This window comes from Mesorhizobium sp. M1163 (assembly GCF_040318415.1).
In the GTDB taxonomy this organism is placed as follows: domain Bacteria; phylum Pseudomonadota; class Alphaproteobacteria; order Rhizobiales; family Rhizobiaceae; genus Mesorhizobium.
In genome coordinates this window covers 28,972-54,529 of record NZ_JAMYMF010000007.1, presented here as the reverse complement: position 1 = coordinate 54,529, position 25,558 = coordinate 28,972, and the positions used below count along the sequence as shown (strand labels likewise).

Below are 25,558 nucleotides of genomic sequence, written 5' to 3'. Positions count from 1 at the left end.
GTGTTCGACTGGTTGATCGTAGGGGCCGGTTTCGCCGGCAGTGTGCTGGCCGAGCGTATCGCATCGCAACGGCAGGAAAGCGTGCTGCTCATAGACCGACGAAATCACGTCGGCGGCAATGCCTATGACTGCTACGACGAGGCGGGAATCCTTATTCACCGTTACGGGCCTCACATCTTTCACACCAACGCCCAATCGATCGTCGACTATCTGTCGCAATTCACCGAATGGCGACCTTACGAACATCGCGTGCTGTCGCTGGTCGATGGAAAGCTGCTGCCAATACCGATCAATCTCGACACAATAAACCGCCTTTACGGCCTTGAGTTAACGTCCGAGCAGCTGCAGGACTTCTTCGCTTCCCGACGCGAAACGGTCAAAGAAGTCCGCACCGCCGAGGACGTCGTGGTCAGCACTGTCGGCAGAGAGCTCTACGAGAAATTCTTCCGCGGCTACACGAGGAAGCAGTGGGGCGTCGACCCTTCCCAGTTGAGCAAGTCGGTGACAGCGCGAGTCCCAACCCGGACCGATCGGGACGATCGCTATTTTGGCGACAGCTTCCAGAACATGCCGGCAGGCGGGTATACGCGCATGTTCCAGCGCATGCTGGAAAAGCCCAAGATCAAGATCATGCTGCAGACGGACTATCGCGAAATTCGCGACAAGATCCCCTTCCAGCGGATGATCTATACTGGTCCGATCGACGAGTATTTTGACTGGAAGCTTGGTCGCTTGCCCTACCGTTCGCTGCGCTTTGAGCACACGACGCTTGATTGCGAGCAGTTCCAACCGGTCGCCGTCGTCAACTATCCGCAGACGGAAAAATACACACGGATCACCGAGTACAAGCATCTGACCGGTCAGCGGAGTCCGAAGACCAGCATCACCTACGAATACCCCACGGACGTCGGAGATCCTTATTACCCGGTGCCGCGGGCCGAAAATGAGGCTTTGTACAAACGATACGAAGCCTTGGCCGCGGCGTGCCCGGAGGTCTGGTTCGTCGGACGTCTGGCGACATATCGTTATTACAATATGGATCAGGTCGTCGGCCAGGCATTGGCAACGTTCGCGCGCATTCAGAGGAGCCTGCCGGCAACCGTGATTGTGCCCCCGACGGTGCAGCGCGAGGCGGCCGAGTGAACATCACACAGTTGAGCGGCATTCGAGCGACCCTACGTTGGGTTGTTGTGTCGGCCACGGACGCGGCCGATTGGCCGAACTCGGCATGCAAGTCGCGGCTCGCAGCAATCGAGTCGTGCCTAGCCGTCATGCTCGGCGAAAGCCGCCAAGGTCACGCGCCCGGGCTCTCATCACCGCGGCCAAGCAAGCCAGGATCTTTCGGCGACAGTTTTAGTTATGTCGTGTTGTTAATGCAGCTGAAGCGCGGCGCACTGTTCCGATCGGCGGGACTATGCCGCGCTTGGTGGTTCCTTTTCAAAGACCTCGAATAATCGGCGCTGGCGCTCCAACTCGTCCGCAAGTGGCTTGCGAACAGTGCGCGAGCCGTCCGCATGAACGGTGGAGAACAAGCCGACTTCGGCGTGGCGCGAATTGTCCCAACCTGGGTAGGCCGTCACCGGGTACAGGCATATACCCTGAGCAGGTGCACCTAGGCTCGTCGCATCGCGCACCTCGTCGCAAACGTAGTGAAGCCAGGCTGGCCGGCCTGAACCTTCGGCGCCCGTCTCGGCGATGAACATCGGCTTCTTGTATCGCTCGGCGACCTCGACCAGCATTTCCGAAAGTGCACGGTATTCGTGATGCCCCATCGGTATCGTTGGGCCATTCAAGTACCATTGGTTGTGCGGATAGAAGTTGAGGCCGATGACGTCCACAACGTCCTCGCTGCCGCCCAACTCCGGCTCCACGCGCCCCATCAGCATGTCATACGCCTCGAACTGCCCCTGACGAGCATTTTCGGCGCGCCCCCGTTCGGGGCGACTACCGTCACGAGGAGCAATATGGATCAGCGGTTCAGCCCAGATGAACCTGCAGCCGGGTTCGGCCTCCCGCATCGCCCTCACGCCGGCGACCGCTGCCCTGACAAGATGTCGTTTGAACCATCCACGCTTGTTCGGCCCGACGCGCGGGAAATAACCGACTTCCACCGCCCATGCAAAAAACGAAATCTCGTTGATCGGGCATACCAGCGGAGTCACGCCGGTGACGGTCCGATGAACCCGAACAGCATCCGCGGCAAAACGAGCATAGGCCTCGATAAAGCCAGGGCCACCTTGGTCGACGTGGTCAGGCGAGCCATAGTGGAAGATATCCCAGATGATCTGCACCCCTGCCGCTTGGGCTGCCTCAATCGCCGACATCCAACTCGACCAGTCAAAGACTCCGGGCGCTGTTTCAATCAGGTGCCAGCGCAAGCCGTCGCGGATCGTGCGAAGCCCAAGCTCCGCACACCGACGATAGTCGCTGTGTGCATGAATATCATGTGAGGTCGCGCGGATCAGATCAAGACGAGCCCCGTCGGCGCGCCGATGGGAGGAACACTCGAAACCGGCCATGAAAAAGCTGTCGAACCACGAAGGGTCTGCCGTGGGCCGCCGGGCGGGAGTCTCGTTCATACTAACATCCCGTCGCCCAAGGCGTGCGCGAGTAATCGCATTCGGCAGTCGCCCATTGTCAGTTCCGGTCGCCTAGTCGAAATCGGTCGGCCACCACCACGTCGACGGCTCGGCGGCTGCGGTGTAGATGCGCGCCTGGATTGGTGAATTCAACCAAGCTCCTATCCCTCTGCCCGGGGGCCGCGGTCGCGTCGATTCGATCCGAACTTATGCGGCCTCTTGCATCGCCCGTTCGTTGACGCCTGTTTCGCCTAGTCGGGTGAGCGCCTCATCGGTTGCTTTTTCTTCCTTGAGCGTCTGTTCGAGTAGCGGGACGGCCTCTTTCAGACCAAGTAACCCGGCCCATGTGACAAGAGTCCCGTAGCGCGCAATTTCATAATGTTCGACGGACTGGGCTGCAGCTACGAGACCCGCGTCCAATGCCGGAGCCTCCTCGAATTCGTCCAAAATCTCCTGTCCTTCTTCGAGGATGCCGTCGATCGCCGGGCACGTCTTCCCTTGGGCTCTCTTCCCAAACGCGTCGAAAACTTGCTGCAGGCGCTCGATTTGACCTTCCGTCTCGCCACGATGTTTTTCGAACGCAGCCTTCAGCTCTTCGGACTCCGCGCCTTTTGCCATTTTCCGGAGCGCCGTCAAAATCTTGCGTTCGGCGTAGTAGATGTCTTTCAGACCATCATAGAAAAGGTCTTCCAAACCCTTGGAGCTGCCCTGAGAGCCTTTCTTCGTCGCCATTTTCATCTCCTGTTTCATTTGTATCGACGCATCCATGGCTCTAACTGGACCAGTCTCTTCTTGTTCCTTTCGCCACCGCTCTGCGGCGGCCAACAGGTCGAGCGACGGTCGGTTGACCGCTGACTTCAGTCCGCCGCTTCAGCAGCGGCTTGAGCATCTCGGCTGTGCTCGCACTCCATCGGCAGCATGAATGGATGTAATCCATCCCAATCTGCTCGATAAAGCCGGAGACATCCTCCTGGTGCAGGCGCTCCATGGTAACCACGATCGCGGATTTCTCCTGATCGTTGAGCCGGTTCTGGGCACCTTCCCTGAATTTACGTGTTGTCGCCAGCCGATCGGCAGCGCTTTCCGCTGGCTCGCTCGAGTGCAGATCGTTAATGAAAGGCGATCGCAGGGTTGCGAGGTCAGCGACCCGAACGCGACACCTTCCCGTGTACCGGTCTTGCTGTTCGCGAAGCTGGTCTCGGCGGTCCTGGTGAGCACCACCTCTGGCCAGAGCGCCCGGTACCCTTCGGACAGCATCAGGTCCAGGCACTTCCGGGCATCGCGCTCACTGGCCCATCGTGGAACGATGTCGTCAGATAGCCCACGAGGCGAGACCGGACGGCCCCACTCCGGCCCTCGGAAGCGGTCGTGAGTCAAAGGCGGGGCAATGTCGTTGTTAGCTGGCCGGTATTCTGCAACTGACGAACGTTTATTTATGAACGTAGATCTGCCCCTGCATCCTTTGGCGCGATTATACGTTTGCGGTCGAAGAAGATGCGACGGACTGCTGTTATGTCAAAGAACAAAGCCGAGGATTGCGACGAAAACCAAGTGCAACTGGAGCGGCGCGCTGGACAGGAGGGCCGCGGACGCAATGCCGAGCGGCCATCGCAGATTTCCGGCCGCGGCTGGAGGGATGTGCTGTGGCGGGTGTTCGCTGAGGTAACGGAGGACCGTGTCATGCTGATCGCGGCCGGAGCCACGTTCTACCTGCTTCTTGCCCTGTTTCCAGCGCTTGCCGCCTTCGTGTCCATTTACGGCTTCGTCGCCGATCCTCAGACGGTCGCCGAGCACATTTCATTCCTTGGCGGCATACTGCCTTCGGGCGGTTTGGACCTTATCAGATCGCAACTTAACTCATTGGCTGCTCAGAACACTGGCACGCTCAGCTTTGGCTTTATCTTGGGTCTTGCCGTCGCACTGTGGAGCGCCAACAGCGGCATCAAGACGCTGTTTGAAGCAATGAACATCGCTTACGAGGAGACTGAAAAGCGCGGTTTTATCCATCTGAATCTCCTGGCCTTGGGGTTCACCCTTGGCGCCATCCTCATTGGCATCGGCTTTATCATCTCGGTCGGGATCGTACCCGCAATGCTTGCGCTGCTGAACCTAGGCGGCTGGACGGGAACCCTTGTGCGGATCTTGCGGTGGCCGGTTTTGCTGATCATGGTCGGAATCGGAATTACGCTGATCTACCGCTACGGCCCCAGCCGCGAAAAGGCAAAGTGGCGATGGGCCACATGGGGGGCATTCCTCTCGGCTGTGGTTTGGATCGCAGTCTCGGTGGGTTTCTCGTTTTATCTTGAGAACTTCGCTAACTACAACGCGACCTACGGAGCCCTGGGGGCGGTCATCGGCTTGATGATGTGGACCTGGATCTCCGTGATTATCCTGATTGTAGGTGCGGAGCTGAATGCTGAGATGGAGCATCAGACACTCAAGGACACCACCACAGGTGCGCAGCAACCGATGGGTGCGCGAGGTGCCACGGTCGCGGACACGCTGGGCGGATCGGCCGATGCCGCCAACAAGCAGTCACGTTTGGACGAGCGAATGTAGTGCCTTACTGTGCATCTGCCGCAACTTCGCTTGGCGCCGAAGACGGTGTTAGAGGCGTCATCTTTCAAACAGGCCTATCGAGCAATGTGAGGTTATCCTCCCCATTACCGGAAAGACAAAGCAGGGTTCAGATGCCGCTCCTCCTATTGAGGGCGCGCCCACGAGCGGCTTCGTCACCGCCGAGCTATACCACTCAGCGGGGCACGACCCGGACGCGACCATTCTTGCATCTAGGTCGTCGGTGTGATGCTAGTATGCCATTGAACGCCACCGACAACTCAGATGCTGCGTGAGCGCCTGCCCCCCGCCGGAACATTTGGCTGTGTGTTCTTCAAGACTGTTGCCGCGCGTACGGTGCCCCTGTGCGATTGGGGAATCGGCGCTGGCCTTCCAAAGGCCGCTTCCAGACCTCGCCTCGCTAGTCAGTCACGGCGAGCCTTAAGCGCACGTGAGAGGAGCCGGGTGTCAGTTAGTTGGAACACGCACGTCTCGAACGCTTTGGTCGAGCCCTGCCAGCGCAGCTCTTCGACGTCGTCGAACAGTCGGTACGCCTCCGGCGAGGGCCGGCGAGGGCCGCCTTGCGCGAGCATGGCACGGCAGAGTGTTGCCCGAACTAGCGCTTCCTTGAGCGATGGCCTAAGCGATCAGTGCCGGATACTGGCGGCGGCATTTCCGGCGAAGGCCGCCTTGCGAGAGGATCGCACGGTAGCGAGGCTGCGCTCTTAAGGTCGTCCTTACGAGCGAAGTTAGCAGCACAGCATGAAACGCTCGCCGACCAGGTCGGCGCCGGCGCCGCGGCGCTGATGCCGCTGTTCATTCTGCCCGCCTATCCGGCCCATCGGATCGATGATTTGCTGCCGTGGAATTGGAGATCCGCAAAATTGCGGACCCAACCAGCTGCGGCCTGATCATGCAGCGCAATAAGGTGCATCACGTCTACACCGTCGATCGTGTCGCCAGGGACCTCGGCGTCAGCGAAGCGCTCATCCAGGACCTGACCCTCGGTCTCGAGCCCGAGGACGGCGTCATCTGGGTCTACGGCCCAACGATGACGACGGGATCTTGGCCTTCACCGATGAAGGCATCGAGGAGGTCAAACTCCTCCTCGAAGAATATCATCGCATCTCCCCATCGAAAGCTTGACCAGCACCGCGGTGCTCAGGTCCTCCTGGCCGCCGGATGGCCGGATGCGCACGTCTGCGGTCTTCACCGGATGCGTACAGATCTCCGGACAATCGCCCAGGCGCTCCAATTCGGTTTTGACCTTAGATGGCAGCTTAGCTCGGCCCGCTCGTCGGCCCAGGACCTGCTAGGTAACCTATCGATGTGCGGTGACCTAGAGAATGGCAGCAGCTTCGCGGATGACCGAGGTTTCTAAGCCGTCAGCGATCTCGCTAATCCGAAGCTGACTCCGCCATTCAGCTCGGAGCTCCTGGCCCGAACCTTTTGAGAGCTTGACCAACTCGGTTGCAGCACGAACCGCCAACCAACGCGCGCCCTGGCTTATCGCAGTATCACAGGCTTTGGTTAGGACTTCCATCCCTCGGGTCACATCCACCTTGGCGACCAAGCAACCCTGAATACGTTCGACTTCAGCCTGCGCCCATCTCTCGTCGGTCTTGTCCATCGCCTCGACAGCATTCTCGATCGCCATGAGACCCTCATCGATCCATCGATGCTGGAGGCAAATGTCCGCCATCGACGAATAGAAGTGTGGCAAGTGCAGCTCCGAGCCAGTCGAGCGCCATCGGTTAATGCATCTCGCAGCATTCTGAGCCCTTCGTCGGGCAGGTCGCTGCCGATGGCCCAGCCGAGCAGAGTGCGAGCACCGCCGGACCAGGATGCCAGTCTGCGGTCGTCAGCTAAAATGAGCATCCGTTCAGCGATCGCACGGCACTCGGCCGGCTCATTGCGGAGACGTCGGGCAAGAGCGAGGTTCATGAGGATAAATGCCAGATTGAGCGGATGATCGAGCCGCTCCGCGGATTCAACGCTTGACGCGCAATTGGCGAGCCCGGTATCGACCCGCCCTCCCAGGACCTGCGCGATGCCTAGATAGCTGCGACAAATCGAGGGGCCGTCCTCTCCATATCTTACGACATCGAAATCCCTATCGGAGGTCGCCCAGGCATTGATTCCAGCCTCGGCTTCCCGTGCAGCATCCCCAAGGGCGCCGAGATAGAAATAGGACGTGGCGAGCGCCCGATGTGCCAACGTCGTTTCCTCAACGTTTTCTCCGCCCGAGGTTTCGGCAAGGAGTTGCTTGGCCAGGTTTCGGCTCCGGTGAAGGTCAGGCCGGTCAAGGTAGAAGTTCCAAAGGGAACGCCGGACAAAAAAGAGGTTGGAACTGAGGCCCGTGGATATACAAAGCTCTTCGGCGCGAAGAAAGTTCGCTTCAACTTTCTCCGACGCATATCCAGCCGACGCGTTCAGCGGGACGCCCACTTCAATCCGGATTCCGAGTTCAAGCTCATTTGCATCGCCCGAGTGAGTGACTTCTTCTAAAGCGTCCAGGGCGCTCGTGAATGCGCGACTGCCTCCGCATTGGCAGATCGCGCGGCGGCGGCGCGACCAGCTTGGAGGAAGCATTCAGCTGCCTCGCGATACCGCCTTGCCGCTATGATGTGATGAGCAACCAGCTCCGGTTCGACCGTCAACTCCAAGCCGAGTTTGTCCGCCAGCCTGCTGCGTATGTCCTGGCGCACCGACTTTAACATGCTGTGATAGGCAGCATCGCGAACGAGCGCGTGCTTGAACGTATATCGTGCGTCCGACCCCCTTCCGCGGCGGAAGACGAGCTCGGCATCCACAAGCTTATCGAGTGCCTCTTCCAACTCGACAGCACTGAGCCGCGTGACCGATCCAAGGAGGTCCTGGCGGAATTCGCGGCCGATGCATGCCGCCATTTGCGCAACTTCCTTGACCGGCTGCAATCGGTCGAGGCGAGCCATCAGCGAATCGTGCAGCGTTAGCGGAATGTCGAGATCTGCCGACCTGGCATGGTCTTCCTCGAAGACGGCGACGCGATCGAATTGGTGGGTTTCGAGAACACTCTTTGTCAGCTCTTCGATGAACAACGGCACACCATCAGTCGTGGCGATAATCTTGTTTACAATGGTGGGTGGTAATCGAATATCGCCACCGAGCTTCTCGATAAAAGCCGTGGTCTGTTCACGGCCAAGGCGATCAAGCGCCAATTTGGTCACTATGGGATGTCCGCCAAAACCGTGTTCGAAGCTGGGTCTTGTGGTCACCATCATCATGACCCGAGCGTTCTGAATCCGGTCGACGCATTGATCCAACAATTCGAGCGTTGTCGCATCAATCCAGTGGATGTCCTCGATCACGAACAGCAAAGGCCGCCTTGCTGCAGCGCCAAGGATGTCATCCACTAATCCGTCAAGCGTGCGCGCTCGCAGTTGCTGCGGATTTAGACCCGCCAGAGCATCGCTCTCGTAGCATTTAAGATCGATCAGGGAGGCAAATATGGGCAGCAACGGATTCGCTGGGCCTTTGGTGCGCTGGAGCTTTCTGAGCTTCTCGCCATCGTCGTCGGCTTCTTCAATACCGATAGCCAGGCGAAGGTGCTGAACAGCAGGATAGAGCGGCGAGCGGGAGTAGTACGGGGAGCACTGATAGCTGACCCGCGCAGGGTTCTCTTGAGAGACTGTGTCTATCAAGGCACGGGTGATGCGAGATTTGCCGATGCCTGCCTCGCCGCTAAGCAGGACGAGCTGTCCTTCACCTCTCTTCGCTTGGCCCCAACGTTCAAGAGCGAGGCCGAGTTCGAGGTCTCTTCCGATCATGAGTTGAGGCGCGCTCGAGAGGCGCGCGTCATAGCGTATCTCGACGGCCCGTTCCCCAATCACCACAAACGGTGAGACAGGGACTGAAATTCCCTTCAGTTCTAGCGGACCCAGGCTCTCGACCGCGAATACTTCGCCGAGCAACTTTCTGGTGCTGTCGGAGATCACAACACACCCTGGCTGGGCCAGGGCTTGTAGCCGGGCGGCGAGATTGGGAGTTTCGCCAACAACGGCTTCTTATCGTGCGGACCCCGTTCCGATAACGTCTCCGACGACACACAGTCCCGTGGCAATGCCCGCTCTGGCGGCGAGCGGCACTTGCGCGGGAGTACGCAAGTTAGCGACAGCTGTCACTATGGAGCGTCCAGAGCGGACTGCCCGCTCGGCATCCTCCTCGTGGCGTGTGGCCAGCCGAAGTAGCAAAGGATGCCGTCGCCCATGTATTTGGCGACATAGCCGTCATAGCGGGCGACCTCTGCGGCGACCAGCGATTGATACGCGATTATGACGGAGCGTAAGTCCTCGGGATCGAGCGTCGACGCCAGGGCGGTCGATCCCGCGAGGTCGACGAACATGACCGTGAGGTGCCGCCTTTCGGCCTCATTCGCTTCGCGCTTTGGCGCTGCACCGTGGTGAGCTTTCCGCTTAGCCTCTTCGCTCGCCGGGAGTGGTTGGTCCGCCTGATGCGAGAGCTCAGCGATGGGGGTCAGGATCTTTTTCCGGTGACCAACAGATTTACGCCAAGCTCCCGAAGGTCATCGTCGGAGAGCTTACGCAGAATTGCCGGATCAATGTCGTTGTCAATGCATGCGTCGGCATACTGCTCAAGGCCCAAGCCTTGCAGCCATGAAGCGATCTTCTTGCCGCCCTGCAGATGATCCATCGAGGCAGTCAAACGCACATACTGAAAATGTCAATCGGACCGCCTAAGAATGCGTCGCCTTTTGTGGGCAGGTGCGGACGAGCTGCGTCCGCGCTGCACCAAAACGCCCACAATCCAATTGCCCGGGCTAACGTCAGCTCCTGGCGCGTTGTGCCGGTTCGGAACCGGGTGGACCTGGGAGAGGACCGTCAATCGACCTTGGGTCTGTTACATAAGAGTGCAGTGTGGAACTCAACGGCGGCGCATTGGTTTTGCGGGTTCAGCTCGTGGAAAAGGTCCGTCGGCCTTCCATGAATGCGGATTTCCGCATCCTACCTCGATTTGGTCGATGACCGCCGGACGTTAGAGGACCATGGTTAATCGACGGGATTACGTTTACCAGAGCAGCGACCCGAAGGGTGACGAGGGGTTTGGCAAGGTATTTGCTATCGTCATCTGTTTCGTTTTCTTCCTGGGCGCACTGCAGGTTGCTTATGAAACGGTGTCTGGCTGGTACCAAAGGTTCATGCAGTGGGGCAGCGAAATGCTGGCTTTTTTGGCCGGCTTTTGGCCGTTCTGATAGTTCCGGGCCCTTGGCGTTCGAGATGGCGTGATCGCGGAAGGTGGCCCGGAGCACGGCAAATCACCTGCTAATAGCGCCAACCTTGCCTGAATTCGTCAATGAACCATCGCTCGACGTCGTCCCGCACCGAAGTACTGCTTCGGAATTTTAAGTGGCCTGGCGACTTCTGCTCAAGCCAAGAAAAGAAATCGGAAAAGATTGGATTCTCCGGCTGATTAGGAAGCCCACGCTCTTCAGCCCATTTTGTGCACAGTAGCGAACACCCTTTTCTGCTTCATCCTTGGTGAGGGATGATGACAGGTGATTACCCAAAGACAAGTGTTCTGCTCCGACACAAAAGGAAGGCACTGACGACACGGTCCCGTCCGAATGGCGCGTATGACAGCCATCCGCGTCGCCACTTTCCGCCGATCAATTTGTGACGGCAATAGAGAGCGACAACTCGCCGAGCTTTACAGCCAAAAAGGAAAGTCGGCGGCCCATCTTTCAATGAGCATTGCCTGAACCCGCCGACCTGCGGATTGCCAGTGGCCCCGCGATTCGCAGCTTTGCCGGAACGGAGGGGTGCCGTCTAGCAATGTAGGCGTGTACGGTTCCAGGTGCGGAAGTTTTCAAGACTCTGCCTTAAACCGCAGCGGCCGGCCGATAGTCCCAAGTTTCCGTTCTGTGGCCCTGCTTCTTGCGCGATCCGACTTTCCCCCATACGAAAGCGGACTTGCAATAGGGGTTGATGAATGACCGAAGAGAAGAATCGCCAGAACGCGGAATTGATGGAATTGACCGCGGATATTGTCGCGGCGTTTGTCCAAAATAACTCAGTGCCCGTAGCAGGCCTGGCCGATCTTATTTCTTCGGTGAATTCCGCTCTCGTTCGCTTAGTCAAGCCAGCTGTAGTTGAGCAGCCAACACAGACCCCGGCGGTCAATCCCAAAAAGTCTGTGTTTCCAGACCACATCATTTCGTTGGAAAACGGGCGCAAGTTCAAGTCGATGAAACGGCACTTGGGCCTACTTGGCATGACGCCTGACGAGTATCGAGCAAAATGGGGGTTGGCGCGGGACTATCCTATGGTGGCACCAAGCTACGCTGCACAACGGTCAGAGTTGGCGAAGTCAATCGGACTTGGTCGCAAGGCGGGCGCAAAAATGCCCACCAAGAAGGTGCCGGCCTAAGACCCTGCCTCAGGCAAGCGAACTAATGCGAGGACGCGTCAATCTATTGCCGAACAGCTTGAAAGCGCGGCCGATCGCATTGCGTACATTTCGCGTGCGGATCAGCAGATCATCTTGCGTGCGCTGCATTGATGCTCAGAAATGTCGCCGGCGTGCCGCTGGAACCGGCAGCAGAGGACGCACTGAAGTCCATTGCTGGTGATAGCGGACGATATGGCAGCGTGTCTTAATGCTGCCGCCGAAGGATCAACGCGAGCGCGCCGAAGAGCGCCCAGAGCAGGCAAGACCACGTGCCGGCACGGTCGCCAACGTTCCAACGATAGAAACCAACCATCGCCATCATGCCGGACAATCCTGCGACGAACGCCGCGACCCAATCGAAATCCATCCGATGCCCCATAGCGGGAACCGCCTGCGCAACCTATACGCGCGGAGTTAAAGATCGATCAACTCGACGTGACCCTGCAGGATCGGCTTAGCGTGTCCTGATTGTGCGACGGGGACAAAAGCACCGATTGTGAGATAAGCGAATAAACATTCCAGCCCGGAATGCCCTTCCATGCCCCTCTAAGCGCCCCTCCAATCCCCTTCACATGGCAAACAGGATCATCGATCCATAGGCCTAGCCTGTGGCACAGCTGTGACATGGGGCAGCCCAAACGCGCCGCATTGCGTGGATCAAGAGGGGGCACGGGGGTCTTCGCGCGAGCGGGTTATCCGATCCCCCGCTCAGAAATTTCTACCAAACATTCCTGACGGTTACGGCCCGAGCATTGTACGGTTCTTACATCCTGTTGATGTCGGTCAGGGACTGTCGTCTCTTCGGCGTGCCCCTCGGGGATGGTCGGATGAGTGTCGTTGAAATTGTCAGTCCAATACGTCAGGCTATTGCTGCACTCCTGAACGGGGCGGCTCGCGGAGACATTGTCTCGATCAAGGCTTGCAATAGAACGAGTCCGCGTGACTGCGCCTAATCTGCGGGCATCTGACGAAGAGCTAACTGAGGCTATCCTTGAGGTAGCTTCCGCCACTGGCCTGTTCGTGTGTTTCGACGGCCGGGAGTAGCTCTCAGCCACGCGCCTCACTAATCCGCCTAACGTTCCCCCCCAGCATTCCAGGAATTTTGCTCATTGTGGCCCCGCGAGAGGGGGCGCGCCGTCCTGCTTGATCTTCGTAATTAGCAGGAACAAATCCGCTCGCGGTGCAGTTCGGTCCTTTTAAGCATGCAGGCCCGAACATGGCTGAAATCGATAAAGCCAAACAGAAGGTTATTGCCGAAGTTGTGCGGCGGTGGATCACCTCAGAGGTAATCCGCAATTACCTTCGCAACCTGCTAAATCTGCCTGTAGAACGGGAGCTGCCGGCTGAGCAAAGGTATTTGCTGGAGGAACTTGATCGGGCCGACAAAGAGTGACGTATGGCTCTCCACTGGTTCAATCCTCCGGTCCCCGTCAAGACCGAGCGTCCCGGGATCATTCGCAACGTCAACAACGCCGAGACAGCCGGCGAGGAGCTGATGAAGTGGACCAAGCGTGGCCCTTGCTGGGACCTCGCGGTGCGCGTTTGCATGGCCGTGATATTCGACGAGATGGAACCCGAGGAGGCCCGCAAAGCATTCCTGGCTGCCGCGATGGAGGAGGGGACGTTAATTCCCCCAACGACAAATAGCTAAATTGTTTTGCGGTATAAGGTTCTATGTGTCTCTGACCAACACCGCCTTCGCGAAAGGAGCCCGCCGCCGGTGAGGGACAGGCGACGGACCCCCCGCAGCGGCTGCATCCACGAAGACTCGACCGCTGCAAGTTCTAACCCCGCGAGGGCCTGCGTTGTTCCTTATCAGCGGGGGCTGCAACTGGGTTGGTCAGCAGGCTCTTGCCGCTCTAAATCACGCAGACCGATAACGACCGTGGACTGACCTCCAATGATGTCCGCGACATTTGGTTAAAAACGTACGCGGCCAGACACATCGGCCCGATCGGCTTAGAGTTACTTCCGAAAGGAGCGCTCTCATGCTGCCATTGCCCCACGCCGTCGATCCAAAGGTAGTTGCTGAGATCAATAGTCTGCTAGACCATCACGCTGGGGCGGTGCCAGTGCCCGTTCACAAACTGGCGGCGGTTGTCCGGCTGCGCCTCAGAAGCCATCTTTCCATCGCGACTATTGAGGCGCTGATCGTGGACGAAGCCGAGTGTCGCCACCTGCCCATGCTGTTCGAACTGCCGGCAGCACAGGCGGCTGTAGTTTCATCTGCTCTGGGCCGCGCGATTTGAAGGTTAGGGGCTAGGGCATTCGGCTCTGGCAGGGGAGCCCACCGCGCGTCCGCAGCAATGGTGACAGCCTATGACCAGCAGCAGCTCAACTAGTGGTACTGCCTATCCTGGCGACTTGATTCTGTTGAAGCGCAGGTCTTTGATCGTGTATGCACCGAGCAAGGCATTCCAGTAGGAAGCGAGCAGGCGGAGCGCCTGAGCGTGAGCGCAATGGCACTCTTCTCGGACGGCGAGTTCGACGAGGCCGTTCTCTATGAACACCTTCGGTTTGTTGCGCGCTCCCTGCCGAGAACGGACCGAGCATGACCTATCATGATTCGGATGGTCGGCGGGTTCGTGCCGCCCTACTTATCCCTCATGGCAACCCATTGGTTCGTCCCTCCGGTATTCGTGAAGACTGAAACCGGCGACAGGCATGGCTGCGACAATGCGAGGGTAGCCCTTGAGCAGCTCAAGAGGTGGACCCGGAGAGGACCTCGCTGGCACAAGGCGGTGAACCTCTGCCTGTCACACCTAGAGGGCGATCCGATTGACCCTCAGGTGGTACGAAAGGCCTTTGAGGCTGCCGCTAAGGAAGCCAAGATGTATCTCTCCCCGTAGGAGGAGGTGTCATGGCACTCCATAGGTTCTCCCCTCCGGTGTACGTCAAAACCGACCGGCCTGAGGCCACCTACGGCTGCAACAATGTGGAGGGTGCCGCCGAGGAACTCCTGAAGTGGACTGAGAGGGGACCGAAGTGGCGGAAGGCCATTCAGGGGGCTCTCCTCCGGCGAGGAACGGGGGCAAATGCGCGCTGCTAAGTCGGGGCCTATGGCATGCAGGAACAACAGAGCATTCGAGGTTGATACGTAGCTCATAGCCATATCGGAAGGCTGAATCTGAACTGAATGTTCAGCGTGCAGCGCTATGTACCGAAATAATTGCTCGAGATCGACATGTCCTCAGTCCCTCAACGGGCTACCCGAAGAAGTGCGACAGGCCGTCCTCTCGGGCGCGCCGCGGATCTGGCTGTTCAATGCGCGGATTCAACGCGCATTAAAGAAAATGCGTCTCCGCGAACGACAGGACGCCGACGCCGCGGCCAAACGATTGGCCTCCATCGCAAGGCTCAAGATCGAGGCGTATGATCGAAGCCGCCGGAGCGCCAGCGAAGAGAAACTCCGCATCAAGGATCTTGCCGCGCTGAGCGCCCTCGGCGTGCGCGAGCATCTGATCGGAGGAACAGGCTGCTTCACGGTTCGGTCCGAGACCTGGCCAGACCTTGACTATTTCCTCCGCACGCCCTTGCCGATCAAGGTGGGCTCCTTCCGCTCGACCTCGCCGAGAGAAACCTCTCGACCTTGAGCTGGCTGAAGAGGCCCTGAGGGAGTTCGCGCAGTCGCGTCGCGCGAAACGCGCCGCCACGGAGTGGCGGTTGAAGCTGGACGTTGAAGCCAGGAAGCTCTTCGGCCATCCGCCGCGCGTGTCGTGAGGCAACCGGTGGGTGGAAGGCTCGATGGGCGCCCTCCGCTGATCTACTGCCGGGACGGAACGCACCTTTCGCGTGGCACTCGGAGTGCTGCACTGGATCGGAAAAGCGGTGTAACGGGATGGGCCGGAGCAATAGGTCCGCTTGTGATGCAGGGAAGGACGATGCGGCCGTTCAACTTTCAAGGTCCAATGTCGTAGCTGACCCCTTTGAGCCTTTCCGCGCTAGCCCTGTCATTAGCGTCCGGATCGAAGTAGCGAAATCTCTATGTTCACGAACGTCTTCGGAATCCATCGCCGCCCACGTAACTTACGTTCCACTGGTGGCTCGTTCCGTTATTCTACGTTGGCTTGGGAACTCAGAACTGCGCAACAGAAGGAACGCGGCCGACTTACAGGCGAAGGGACGGCTCGGCGGCAGTTGCGCCGGTTTCAGCAGTCCGCGGTTGGCAGGGAAGTGGAAATGTCGCTGCGTCATGCCTCCGCCTTCGGGTCTCCTTGATCGCGACAATGCGCGCGGGGCTCGGCCTTGTCATCCGTTGCCGAGGAACTCCATGAGAACTCGATCGTACCGAACGAGGATTGACCATGCTCGCAGTGGATCGGATTTGGCAGATTGCAGTCTCGCTGATTTTCGTGGCGACACCTTGCATCGACAGCGCGGCCTGGTGCTTGAGGCAGGTGGTGGCGTTGAGCAGCCGGGCGACCTCGTCGCGGCTCAACACCACCGGCAGCTTGCGCGGATGCGCCAGCCGAACGAGCTTGCGCGCCAGATCGGGACGATCGACCGTATGCGTGAAGAAGAGCGCAGCGCCGACACGATGCTGTTCATCGTCGGCACGGGAACACCGTCGTCCTGCTGCTCAATCTGGAACCGGCGCAGGTCGTCGGTGGTTCGCTGTGTCTGCTGAGCGCCCGAGGAACGTCGCCAGGCGTCCGATGTCGCGGAGGTAGTTGCGTTGCGTCTCCCGGGAGAAACGCCGCATGTTCATGTCGTCGATCAGCCGCTGACGAAGTGGACTGATAGGTGCATCGAGAACAGGATAGGGCATGGTCAGGCTCCTTGTTGAAGAAGCCCGTGATGCTCTGCCGCTGCCGAACCGCCCTCAATGCGAGCGCGACGTCCGGTTCGTGATCTCTACCTCACCCCACGCGTCAATCCCGCGCAGCGGGTCGTCTAATCGCTCGGCCGTCAAGGGGGTGAGTGCAAGGCAGTCGTCCTTTCTGTCCATGCTCGTTCGTTCGTATGCCGGGTACAGGGTCGTCTACGCGGTCGATGCAAAGATCGCCGCAGGATGAGTTTCGCAGGTGAGATCTTCCTATGTTCGTTGCGCAATCTGCTTAACGAAGCAGTTGCTTCCCGCTTCGCGGAATGATCTCAGCCACGTCCCGGCAGGGACGGCTCGGTGCGTCCTGTAAGAACGCTATTGGTTGAATGGCCTGAAGAAATCGTCGTGGTCGAGCCTCTGCAGGATCAGGCGGCGGCGGGCGTTCCTCCGTGCGGATCGAACAGCTCGCCCGTCCGGAGCATCGCATGCATGATCACTGCCAGCTTGCGCGCCAGGGCCACGGCCGCTCGTTTGAAGCCGAGCCGTTCTTTGAGCTCCAACGCCCAGGTTCGCAGGGTGCTGGTATCCATCGACCGGTTCCAGGATGACCGCGGCCGCTTCGTATAGCAGTCCGCGCAACTGATTGTCGCCACGGCGCGAGATATGGCCGTCATTATCGACTTCGCCGGACTGGTAGCGTCTCGGGGTCAGGCCTACCCATGCGCCCACGGCGCGCGAGTTCCTGAAGTTCGCCGGATCCTCCACGGCCGCGGCAAAGGCGGTGGCTGTGACGGTGCCGACACCGGGCACCGACATGAGCAGACGGCAGTGCTGGTCTTCACGAGCCATCGCGGCCAGTTGCTTGCTCAGCTCTGCTATCTGGTATCGAATATCACTCCATGCCCTAAGCATTGGCACGACGATGCGCGCCAGCTTTGCTTCGCCCTGCAGAAGATCGTGAACGTTGCGCTCGAACACGCTGCCGGCGCCCTTGGGCACGACAAGGCCGAACGTCTTCATCAATCCGCGGATTTGGTTGGATATCTGCAAACGCATCTTGAGAAGCTGGCGCCGCGCGGTGATCAGCGTGCGGATCAGCATGCTGTCGAAACCTTTGACCCGAACCTCTCGGTAGAAGCCGACCTCGGCCAGATGTGCCAGGCCATCGGCATCGTTCGCATCGGTCTTGTTCGCGGCCATGTCGAGCGCTGCCTTGGCATGCCGCGCGTCGATGCAGATCACCGGCAGCCCCTCTGCCATCAGCGCATGGTAGAACCACACCGACAGCGGCCCCGTCTCGAATACCACCCGCCGCACATCGGGTGCGGCGCTTGCGGATCAGCGCCGCGAGCAGTTGCGGGTCGGACGCGCACTTGCCCCGCCACATCTTTTTGCCGTCCTGCCGGATCGAAATTGCCGTCTCTTTCATGGATACGTCGAGACCGATATACTGCTCCATGGCTGTCCTCCGTTCGATGCCTGGGCCCGGTGTCCATCGTGAGCCCGTTCTTCATCCTATCGGGGGACAGCCAGCCGGCTAGAGCTCCGAACATCGCCGCCACAGCTTTGGTGGCCACCGCTCCCGCGATTACGTCATGTTCGTTCTGCGGCCCCTTTCCGGGCTTTTGCAGGTGACGCTGCGGAGGTCGCGTCTCGGTCCGCTTTTCGGACGTGCTCAGGGCGCTAGCAGGCCGTTGAAGAAGCCGGGAATGTATGGCTGGACTATGCTATGGTACGCGGCATGTTTTGGGGGTGACGTTTCCTGCCAGCATTTGGAAGGGAGGTTCTCATGCATACCCTATACCCTGGACGGTTCAGCCGACGGAGGTTCCTGCGTGGGATAACGCTGGCGGGGACCGCGGGGCTCCTGGGCTGGCACCCCAGGCGAGCCGCTGCGGAGCCACCGCCTGAGACGACGCGGATCCGGCTCGTCCGGATTCCCAGCATCTGTCAGGCCCCCTAGTATGTAGCCGAAGAACTGCTGCGCAGCGAAGGGTTCACCGAGGTGCACTACCTCCAAAAAGAGGGAACCGCAGACATCGAGACGGCCCTCGCCTCAGGTGAAGCCGACCTCAATGGCCATTTCGCCGCCCCCCTCCTTCTCCGCCTGGAGGCGGGCGATCCCATCGTCATCCTGGCAGGACTTCACGTCGGCTGCTTTGAGCTGTTCGGGACCGATCGCGTCCAGTCGATCCGCGACCTCAAGGGGAAGACCGTGGCCGTGCCATCACTGGATTCCAGCCGATACGTGTTTCTCGCCAGTATGATGGCGTATGTGGGCCTGGACCTCCATAAGGACATAAATTTCGTCACGCATCCGGGATCCGAGTCCATCCGGCTCCTAAGTGAGGGGAAGATCGATGCCTACCTAGGCTTTCCCCCCGAACCGCAGGAGATGCGGGAGCAGCAGATCGGCCATTTGGTGATTGACAGCACCGTGGACCGGCCCTGGTCGCAATACTTCTGTGCATGCTGGCTGGGAACCGGGAGTTCGTCCGCACGAATCCGGTGGCCACCAAACGCGCCCTCCGCGCCATCTTGAAAGCGGCAGATATCTGCGCCAGCGAGCCCGAGCAGTCCGCGCAGTTCATGGTGGACCAGGGCTATACTAAGCGCTATGACCATGCCCTCCAGGTCATGAAGAAGCTCCCCTACGGTCAGTGGCGTGAGTATAGCGCTGAGGACACCCTGCGCTTCTACGCCCTGCGCCTCCATGAGCTCGGGATGCTCAAGAGCACCCCCCAGAAGCTCCGGCCCAGGGCACCGACTGGCGCTTCTTCAACGAACTGAAGAAGGAGTTGAAGAGATAGCGTTCGTTTGGCGCGTAAGTTTGCAGCGGCTTTTGACCGGTTCTGAGACGTTTAGGTGTGTCGTAGCCGACGAACGAGATGGGTCAGCTTCAGACCTTGGTCCCGCCGGGCTGAACGTCCACCCCATGGGGCGACTGGATTGGGTCCAACGCTCTCGTTCGCAGAAGTCTGACTTGCGCCGATATTGTTAAAAAGTCCGCGTCGCGGCTGCCGATGGCATTTGCATAGAATGGCGTTCTGCGAAGACCCTAAAGGTGAATCCTGGTTCCAGACAAAGCACTGCCATGGAACAGGATTCTATTGTCGGTGCCGACTTGCGGTGCGTCGGACTGTTCCAACAATATCTGCCACGAACGGACGCTGCACATCCGTTACGGCCATCTTGTCCAGACGTTGTCATAGATTGGGCTGGACTTCGGGAAACTCCTGTCGCGCCTTTTGGCAAAGAAGCCAACCGGCTATCTGTAACGTGCCCGACGAGCTAACGTGTTTCCCTCGAGCGAGGCGGAAACAAGGAGCAACGGCCATGGAACTCAAGGCCATCCGATCGCTGATCGGTCTAGCTGCCGGTATCCTTGTATTGCCCCATTCAGTCGATGCGCAGGAGGCGATCTATCTCATTCGGCACAGTGATCCTTAGCTTGGCCGACCGATCCACCGCACAATTTCATAGGCGGGCATCGGGCGGCGAAAACCCTTCAGCGTCAGTTCGCCAACGGCGACGGACTCAACCAGTGATTCGACGGCACCAACGACCCGCTGGCTGACGAGAATCTGGCGCGGCCCGGCTTCCTCGCACAATCGGGCGGCATGGTTCGACACCGTGCCTATCACTGCATAGTCGGCGCGCTGATCGAAACCGATCCGCCCGATGGTTGCATGGCCTCGGGCGATGCCGATTCCGAAGCCGAGCAAGTGGTCGCGCTTGCGCCATTGCTCCGAATGCTCGTCAATCGCATCACGCATCGCCGTAGCCATGCAGACGGCTCTCTCGGTATGGTCGGCGCAGGGCAGTGGATCGTTGAAAACCACGACGATACCGTCGCCCACGAACCGCTCAAGAGTTCCCTCGTGGCGGACGATTTGTTCACCAAGACAGGCGTGGTATTCGCCAAGAACCGCCATCACCTCCTCGGGTTCGGCAGTTTCGGCGAAGGCTGTAAAGCCGCGTAGATCGCAAAAGACAACGGTCACCTCGCGACGGTGACTTTGCAGAAGCGCGTCGCCATTTCCCGCCGCAAGGATCAGGTCGGCGACTTGCTCGGGCAGGAAACGCCGGAGTCGGCCCATTCGCTCCATCTCGATCACCTGATCCGCCAGGGTCTGCTCGAGCGAGCGGTTCCAATTGGAAAGCTGTGCGGCTTGTTCCTGGAGGAGTTGGGCCTGACTTGCGACGGTATCGTGAAGCGCCTTCTGGCGCAGCATCGAGCGCACCCGCGCCAACAGCGCCCTGTGCTCGAAGGGCTTTGTCAGGTAGTCGTCACCCCCGGCGTCCAGCCCCTCGACAACATCACGCGTATCGGCCTTCGCGGTGACGAGGATGACCGGAATCAACTGCAGAGAGATGTCCTGCTTGAGCAGGCGAACCACGCTGATACCGTCCAGCTTCGGCATCATGATGTCGAGCAGGATCAGATCCGGCGTGAGTTCGCGAGCTTTTGCAAACCCCTCTTCACCATCGGCGGCGGTCGCCACTTCGTAGCCATTCGCCTCGAGGCGCATGCGCAGGATCTCGAGGTTTTCCGGAGTATCGTCGACCGCGAGAATGCGGGGCGGATCATGCAAGACCTTGTCTCCTTCAGGAAAGGAACTGCCGAACCATTGCGAGCAGCTCGCGCGGACTGAAGGGCTTGGCAATGTAGCCATCGCAGCCTGCAGCAAGGGCTTTCGCCTCATCACCCGACAGCGCGTAGGAGGTGACGGCGATGATCGGGATGTGCCGCACCGTTTGGTCAGCCTTGATGCGACGGGCCGCTTCATACCCGTCGATCACCGGGAGCTGAATGTCCATAAGGATCAGGTCTGGCCTGTGCGCTCCCGCTGCAGCGATGCCGGCGGCGCCGTCCGCCGCCTCGATCAGTTCGTATTCGGTGGTGGCGATGAGATCGCGGATGATCTGGCGGTTGTCCTCGGTGTCTTCCACCATCAGGATTCGTTTGCTCATGCCGCCCTCGCGTCCTCATTCACCCGGATTGGTATCTTCAGCCGGAACGTCGATCCTGACCCGAGCACGGACTCGACGTCTATTGTCCCACCATGCATTTCGACGATGCGCTTTGTGATCGCCAGGCCGAGACCTGTGCCACCCTTCTGCCTGGTGCTGCTGTTGTCGACCTGCTGGAATTCTTCGAAGATGAGAGCCTGGTCCTTGGACGCGATGCCGGGACCCGTATCCCGGACGGTGATCTCGAAGTGCCCGTCGATCGCATCGGCAAGAATTTCGACCGCACCCGTTTCGGTGAACTTGACGGCATTGCCTGCAAGATTGAGCAGGACCTGCGTCAAACGGCGTTCGTCCCCGCGGCCGATTGGAAGGTTCTCGGCAACAGTCGTTGAAAGCTCAAGACCCTTCGCTCGTGCCAGCGGCTCGACAGCCGTAACGGTCAATCGAACAACCTGCGCGACCGAGTAGTCCTCGATCGCCAGCGTGAGCTGGCCGGCTTCGATCTTGGACAGGTCAAGTACGTCGTTGATGAGCCCGAGGAGGTGACGGCCGTTTGCCTGCACGCGCGCGACGGTCGTCTTCGCCTTGTCCGGGAGTTCGCCGTAGATGCCGTCGACCAACAGTTCTGTGAAGCCCAAGACCGAATTGAGCGGTGTCCTGAGCTCGTGGCTCATATTCGCGAGGAACTGGGACTTGTGGCGACTGGCGGCCTCCAGCTCCCGGCCTTTCTCCTCGATCTCGCGGAACAGCTTGGCATTCTGGATCGCGAGCACCGATTGGGCAGCGAAGGTCTCCAGCAGGTGGACAACTTGCTCATGGAAGACACCTGGCTTATGGCGCCTGACGACCAGGGCACCGACGATCTTGTTGGGCCTCAGCAGCGGAACGATCAGGATACTGCGATATCCGGCTTGGACGACCGTCTTTCTTACAAGCAAGGATGAGGTCTCCTCGCTGAGGTCGGGAAACTGCACCGGCATGCAGCGCCCGGGTGCATCGCCGATCCCCATATCGGCCAGCCCGATCGTCTGGTGCGAGACTGCGGCTATAAGCTCATCGCTCATACCGAAGTTTGCGCGCGGACGGAATTGTTGCCGAGTGCTGTTGAACACGTAGATGGTGCCAGCGTCCGTCTCCGACAACTGGACCGCTTTGGCGACGATCGTTTTCAGCACGGTGTCGAGATCCAGCGTCGAATTGACCGCCTTGCTCACCTCACCAAGCGCCTCGAGCTCACCAACAGACGCGGCAAGCTCGCGCGTCCGTGACTGCACCTCCTCGAAGAGCCGCGCATTCTCGATGGCGATCACCGCCTGGTCGGCGAATGTCTCGACGAGCGCGATCTCCTTGGGATTGAAAGATTGCGGCTCAACCCTCGTCATGACGAATACGCCAACGAGATCACCTTCCCGTAACAGCGGGGCAGCAAGGACGGTGCGGAATCCGCCTGCCTCGGCGATCAAGGCAACGCGGTAGTCCGGATCAGCGGTCACGTCTTCGATTTGCACGATCCGCCGTTCTTCGATTACGCGCCCTACGGCGGAGCCTCGGCCTGCGGCAAGCGCTGGAAGTGGATTGGCGTCGACATAAGCACGGAAACTGGGCGGGTAGCCATGCGTCGACACATAGCGGAATACGCCATCCAGCAACTGCACGATACCACCCTTGTCGGCACGGCAGAGCCTGACAGCCGATTCCACCAACGTGTCGAGCACGACCTGCAGATCGAAGGTAGAGCGGCTGATGACCTTCAGAACGTCTGCTGTGGCTGTCTGCTGCTGAAGGGCTTCGTCGAGCTGCTGGGTGCGCGTCTCAATCTCCTGATACAGGCGCCCGAGCTGGTCGGAGGTCTGGTTGACATTAGCGGCGAGTACTCCAAGTTCGTCGCGATTGGCGACGGCAACCTGTTGGGCGAAGTCGCCGGCCGCTATCTGGCTGAGACGCGTCTCGATCTTCTTGACCGGTTCGATCAACGACCAGGAGATGATGTAGCCAAGCGCAAGCGCGAACAGGATGCTGCCCACAGCAAAAGCGACCACGATCAGTCGAGAGGTGCCGTACGCCCCCTCGCTCGCTTCGATGGCCGCGACCATGTCGGCTTCGGCCATGTTGACCAGCTGGTTCGTCAGTCGCTCGAGGCGGTCGGCCGACGGCATGATCTCATCGAGCTGAACCTTGCGCGCCTCCTCCGTGCGACCGGCGCGGAAGAGCTCCGCGACATGCGTCACGCCGGCCGCAAGCCGTTCGTATTCCTGTCGGACCTGGCCAAGCACCTCCGCCTCAGTTTCAGCGACGAACTCCATGCGGTCGAGGTCGTAGCCAAACTGGTTGAGCTGGCGCAGCGCCCCATCCAGCATCCGGTCGTCCTGAAGCAACAGGGCAGTGGAGATGCCGTAGAGCTGGGTGGTCGTATCGTGCTGCACCTGGCGATAGGCCGCGATCCTGCGCTGCAGCTTGATCAGCTCGTTTGTTTGATCATTGACCCCACTCAGCACCTGCAACCCGACGGCCCCCAGCACGATCAACAGGCCGACGATCGACAGGAACGAGATCAAGAGCTTGGTCTGGACGCGCGCCGGCAGCCGGGCAACCCAGCCGACTAGCCGGTTCGTTATGTTACTTGGATTCGTCCAAGAGGCTGAGAAGGTCATCCCGGAACTCCTCCAGGTCGAACCGGACACCAAGATACTGTACTCGCAAGATGCCGTCCGGGTCCACGAGCGACGTCAGCAATATGTGGTCGACGTCACCATCCGCCGTTTTCTTCGCGATGACGCCGTATTTCCGTCCCACCTCATGGACGACGGCCGGATCACCGGTAAGAAAGGACCAGCCTTTCAGATCGGCGCCAAAATTCTGCGCATATTCCTTCAACACGTCGGGCGTATCCCGCTCTGGGTCGACCGTGATCGAAATGAAGTCGATCTTCGACCCGAACGTAGAGCCCAGTTGCTCCTGCACGCTGGCCAAGTGGGCGGTCAGCATTGGGCAGACGTCGGTACAGTACGTATAGATGAACGAGATGGCGACCACCTTGCCGCGAAAGTCGTGCAGTGACACAGGTCCGCCGTCTTGCGATATCAGCGTGAAATCCGGCGCAGCGCCCATCATCGGGAGGCGCTCGCTGTCCCCGGCGGGCGCTGACGCTTCGTGCGCAGAGGTGTGCGCAGGCTCAGCGACGAGGGCGAGGAGCAGCAACGCACGCGTCGACCAGCGGCTCACGTCTTCATCTCGCGCTTGAGCTCCTTAAGGAAACGCCAGTCCGTACCTTCCGCGATAATCCTGTCGGGTGTGGAGCCGATCAAACCGATTTCCTTCAGCCGCAGCGCATAGAAGCGGACGGTGTCAGTTGAATCGTAGTCCCGCCATTTCCGGTAGGGCAACTCGCTGATCGCTGCGAACGCATCATCGTAGTGGCTGGCGAATCCGCCCGCGACCAAGCGCTCGGCAACCAGGGCCGGCGCGGCGGTGCATAGATCCGCGGCCTTGAGGATGGCGCGCAGCACCCGCTTGGTAGCAACCGGATGCGCGGCCACAAAATCGCTGTTGCCGGACAGCATGCAGCAAAAATATTGCGACCAAGGTCGGTCCACCGTGCTGTTGACGATCACGTGCCCGACCTTGCTGCGCCGCAATTCCTGCGGGTCCGGCGGAAAGCCCAGGAACGCATCGATGTCGCCCCGCGCGAACAGCTCCTTGGGCTTGACCGCCGGGTCCACCACCCAGTTGATGTCGCGCGCCGGATCGAGCCCGACATAGGCCGCGATGCTGGCGAGGAACAGATGCGGCCCCGAACCGAGCCCCTGGACGCCGACGTTCCGGCCTTTCAGATCGACGACGCTGTCGATCCCGCGCTTGGCAAACAGCTCGAAGCAACCGGGATGGACGCCGCCGAGCAGAGTGAGCCGCGCACCGGAGTCCAAGGCGACGATCGAATTTGTCACGAAGTTGAGGCTAAAGTCGATCTCGCCATTCGCCACCGCGGAGGCCGTGGCCGCACCGGGGCCTGTGGCGACATAGGCAACCTCGGTGAAGCCCTCAGCGCGCAGCAGGTCCTCAGCAACATACTGTGGCGCCACGCAGATGCTAGGCATCTTGGCCAAGCGAATGCGTGTGGTCTCCGGCGCAGGCTCGGCAGGAACTCGAGTTGGAGCGCCGACGAGGCTTGCGGTGCCGGCAGCCGTCAGGCCGGCCAGGAAGCGCCTGCGGCTCTGGATGATTTGCATATCTACGTCTC

General features: G+C 59.8%; 25 protein-coding genes and 1 pseudogene. 13 read left to right on the top strand and 13 right to left on the bottom strand.

The genetic code is table 11. The features are described from left to right. Positions 1-1,143 carry a UDP-galactopyranose mutase gene (gene glf, locus NKH43_RS08930; RefSeq protein WP_352857817.1) on the top strand — a complete coding sequence of 381 codons (1,143 nt, stop codon included), beginning with the start codon at positions 1-3 and terminating at the stop codon, positions 1,141-1,143. A gap of 269 nt (positions 1,144-1,412) precedes the next feature. Here the strand turns inward: glf and NKH43_RS08925 are convergent, their stop codons facing one another. Together NKH43_RS08925 and NKH43_RS08920 are read right to left on the bottom strand one after the other, a co-directional pair. Beyond that, positions 1,413-2,579, bottom strand: coding sequence for a glycoside hydrolase family 1 protein (locus NKH43_RS08925; RefSeq protein WP_352857577.1), 1,167 nt, complete (start codon positions 2,577-2,579; stop codon positions 1,413-1,415). 207 nt (positions 2,580-2,786) lie between these two features. Continuing rightward, positions 2,787-3,311 (bottom strand): YciE/YciF ferroxidase family protein, encoded by a 525-nt coding sequence (locus NKH43_RS08920; RefSeq protein WP_352857575.1) that lies wholly within the window; start codon positions 3,309-3,311, stop codon positions 2,787-2,789. Positions 3,312-4,091: 780 nt separating this feature from the next. On the opposite strand from NKH43_RS08920, the gene NKH43_RS08915 reads away from it, so the two are divergent. Together NKH43_RS08915 and NKH43_RS08910 are read left to right on the top strand one after the other, a co-directional pair. Next, complete coding sequence (locus NKH43_RS08915) at positions 4,092-5,138, top strand: YihY/virulence factor BrkB family protein (RefSeq protein ID WP_352857573.1); 1,047 nt, start codon at positions 4,092-4,094, stop codon at positions 5,136-5,138. Positions 5,139-5,997: 859 nt separating this feature from the next. Beyond that, positions 5,998-6,516 carry a hypothetical protein gene (locus NKH43_RS08910; RefSeq protein ID WP_352857832.1) on the top strand — a complete coding sequence of 173 codons (519 nt, stop codon included), beginning with the start codon at positions 5,998-6,000 and terminating at the stop codon, positions 6,514-6,516. On the opposite strand, the gene NKH43_RS08905 is transcribed toward NKH43_RS08910, so the two are convergent. Continuing rightward, positions 6,475-6,792, bottom strand: coding sequence for a hypothetical protein (locus NKH43_RS08905; RefSeq protein WP_352857571.1), 318 nt, complete (start codon positions 6,790-6,792; stop codon positions 6,475-6,477). The two genes, NKH43_RS08910 and NKH43_RS08905, sit on opposite strands and share 42 nt — an antisense overlap. Before the next feature lie 551 nt (positions 6,793-7,343). On the opposite strand from NKH43_RS08905, the gene NKH43_RS08900 reads away from it, so the two are divergent. Next, positions 7,344-7,643, top strand: a complete 300-nt coding sequence (locus NKH43_RS08900; protein ID WP_352857569.1) for a hypothetical protein — start codon at positions 7,344-7,346, stop codon at positions 7,641-7,643. Here the strand turns inward: NKH43_RS08900 and NKH43_RS08895 are convergent. The 3 genes from NKH43_RS08895 to NKH43_RS08880 all read right to left on the bottom strand — a co-directional run bounded on the left by NKH43_RS08895 (position 7,640) and on the right by NKH43_RS08880 (position 9,827). Then, positions 7,640-9,112 (bottom strand): ATP-binding protein, encoded by a 1,473-nt coding sequence (locus NKH43_RS08895; protein ID WP_502906464.1) that lies wholly within the window; start codon positions 9,110-9,112, stop codon positions 7,640-7,642. The two genes, NKH43_RS08900 and NKH43_RS08895, sit on opposite strands and share 4 nt — an antisense overlap. 185 nt (positions 9,113-9,297) lie before the next feature. Beyond that, positions 9,298-9,519 (bottom strand): adenylate/guanylate cyclase domain-containing protein, encoded by a 222-nt coding sequence (locus tag NKH43_RS35285; protein ID WP_502906463.1) that lies wholly within the window; start codon positions 9,517-9,519, stop codon positions 9,298-9,300. Positions 9,520-9,650: 131 nt separating this feature from the next. Further along, entirely contained in the window at positions 9,651-9,827 is a 177-nt protein-coding gene (locus NKH43_RS08880) for an SAM domain-containing protein (RefSeq protein ID WP_352857567.1), read from the bottom strand. Between the two features lie 352 nt (positions 9,828-10,179). Here NKH43_RS08880 and NKH43_RS08875 point away from each other — a divergent pair, with 352 nt between their 5' ends. Continuing rightward, positions 10,180-10,386 carry a hypothetical protein gene (locus tag NKH43_RS08875; RefSeq protein WP_352857565.1) on the top strand — a complete coding sequence of 69 codons (207 nt, stop codon included), beginning with the start codon at positions 10,180-10,182 and terminating at the stop codon, positions 10,384-10,386. 737 nt (positions 10,387-11,123) lie between these two features. Next, on the top strand, positions 11,124-11,561 hold the full coding sequence (locus tag NKH43_RS08870; protein ID WP_352857563.1) for a Ros/MucR family transcriptional regulator: 438 nt from the start codon (positions 11,124-11,126) through the stop codon (positions 11,559-11,561). Positions 11,562-11,787: 226 nt separating this feature from the next. Here NKH43_RS08870 and NKH43_RS08865 read toward each other — a convergent pair whose 3' ends face one another. Beyond that, positions 11,788-11,949 (bottom strand): hypothetical protein, encoded by a 162-nt coding sequence (locus NKH43_RS08865; protein WP_352857561.1) that lies wholly within the window; start codon positions 11,947-11,949, stop codon positions 11,788-11,790. A gap of 849 nt (positions 11,950-12,798) precedes the next feature. Between NKH43_RS08865 and NKH43_RS08860 the strand changes: the two genes are divergently transcribed. From NKH43_RS08860 to NKH43_RS08835, 6 genes are all read left to right on the top strand, one after another. Beyond that, on the top strand, positions 12,799-12,975 hold the full coding sequence (locus NKH43_RS08860; RefSeq protein ID WP_352496213.1) for a hypothetical protein: 177 nt from the start codon (positions 12,799-12,801) through the stop codon (positions 12,973-12,975). 3 nt (positions 12,976-12,978) lie between these two features. Further along, a complete protein-coding gene (locus NKH43_RS08855; protein ID WP_352857559.1) occupies positions 12,979-13,233 on the top strand; it encodes a DUF982 domain-containing protein in 255 nt (84 codons plus the stop codon). Between the two features lie 337 nt (positions 13,234-13,570). Then, positions 13,571-13,831 (top strand): hypothetical protein, encoded by a 261-nt coding sequence (locus NKH43_RS08850; RefSeq protein ID WP_352857557.1) that lies wholly within the window; start codon positions 13,571-13,573, stop codon positions 13,829-13,831. Positions 13,832-14,143: 312 nt separating this feature from the next. Further along, positions 14,144-14,431, top strand: a complete 288-nt coding sequence (locus NKH43_RS08845) for a DUF982 domain-containing protein (protein ID WP_352857555.1) — start codon at positions 14,144-14,146, stop codon at positions 14,429-14,431. Positions 14,432-14,800: 369 nt separating this feature from the next. After that, complete coding sequence (locus tag NKH43_RS08840; protein ID WP_352857553.1) at positions 14,801-15,175, top strand: terminase small subunit; 375 nt, start codon at positions 14,801-14,803, stop codon at positions 15,173-15,175. Between the two features lie 770 nt (positions 15,176-15,945). After that, positions 15,946-16,209, top strand: a complete 264-nt coding sequence (locus tag NKH43_RS08835; protein WP_352857551.1) for a hypothetical protein — start codon at positions 15,946-15,948, stop codon at positions 16,207-16,209. 563 nt (positions 16,210-16,772) lie between these two features. Here the strand turns inward: NKH43_RS08835 and NKH43_RS08830 are convergent. Continuing rightward, positions 16,773-17,806, bottom strand: a pseudogene (locus tag NKH43_RS08830) (IS110 family RNA-guided transposase). 546 nt (positions 17,807-18,352) lie between these two features. Between NKH43_RS08830 and NKH43_RS08825 the strand changes: the two are divergent. After that, positions 18,353-18,889 (top strand): ABC transporter substrate-binding protein, encoded by a 537-nt coding sequence (locus tag NKH43_RS08825; RefSeq protein WP_352857549.1) that lies wholly within the window; start codon positions 18,353-18,355, stop codon positions 18,887-18,889. A 904-nt stretch (positions 18,890-19,793) separates the two neighbouring features. On the opposite strand, the gene NKH43_RS08820 is transcribed toward NKH43_RS08825, so the two are convergent. Genes NKH43_RS08820 through NKH43_RS08800 form a run of 5 tightly spaced genes read right to left on the bottom strand, consistent with a single transcriptional unit; the run spans position 19,794 to position 25,547 of the window. Beyond that, positions 19,794-20,942, bottom strand: a complete 1,149-nt coding sequence (locus tag NKH43_RS08820; RefSeq protein ID WP_352857547.1) for a response regulator — start codon at positions 20,940-20,942, stop codon at positions 19,794-19,796. A 13-nt stretch (positions 20,943-20,955) separates the two neighbouring features. Beyond that, positions 20,956-21,321 carry a response regulator gene (locus NKH43_RS08815; protein WP_352857545.1) on the bottom strand — a complete coding sequence of 122 codons (366 nt, stop codon included), beginning with the start codon at positions 21,319-21,321 and terminating at the stop codon, positions 20,956-20,958. Beyond that, positions 21,318-23,972: a GAF domain-containing protein gene (locus tag NKH43_RS08810; protein WP_352857543.1), complete on the bottom strand. Its 2,655-nt coding sequence runs from the start codon at positions 23,970-23,972 to the stop codon at positions 21,318-21,320. The genes NKH43_RS08815 and NKH43_RS08810 overlap by 4 nt, the downstream gene beginning before the upstream one ends. After that, a complete protein-coding gene (locus NKH43_RS08805) occupies positions 23,938-24,543 on the bottom strand; it encodes an SCO family protein (protein ID WP_352857541.1) in 606 nt (201 codons plus the stop codon). Before NKH43_RS08805 ends, NKH43_RS08810 begins: the two co-directional genes overlap by 35 nt. After that, a complete protein-coding gene (locus tag NKH43_RS08800) occupies positions 24,540-25,547 on the bottom strand; it encodes an ABC transporter substrate-binding protein (RefSeq protein ID WP_352857539.1) in 1,008 nt (335 codons plus the stop codon). Before NKH43_RS08800 ends, NKH43_RS08805 begins: the two co-directional genes overlap by 4 nt. Positions 25,548-25,558 lie beyond the last annotated feature (11 nt).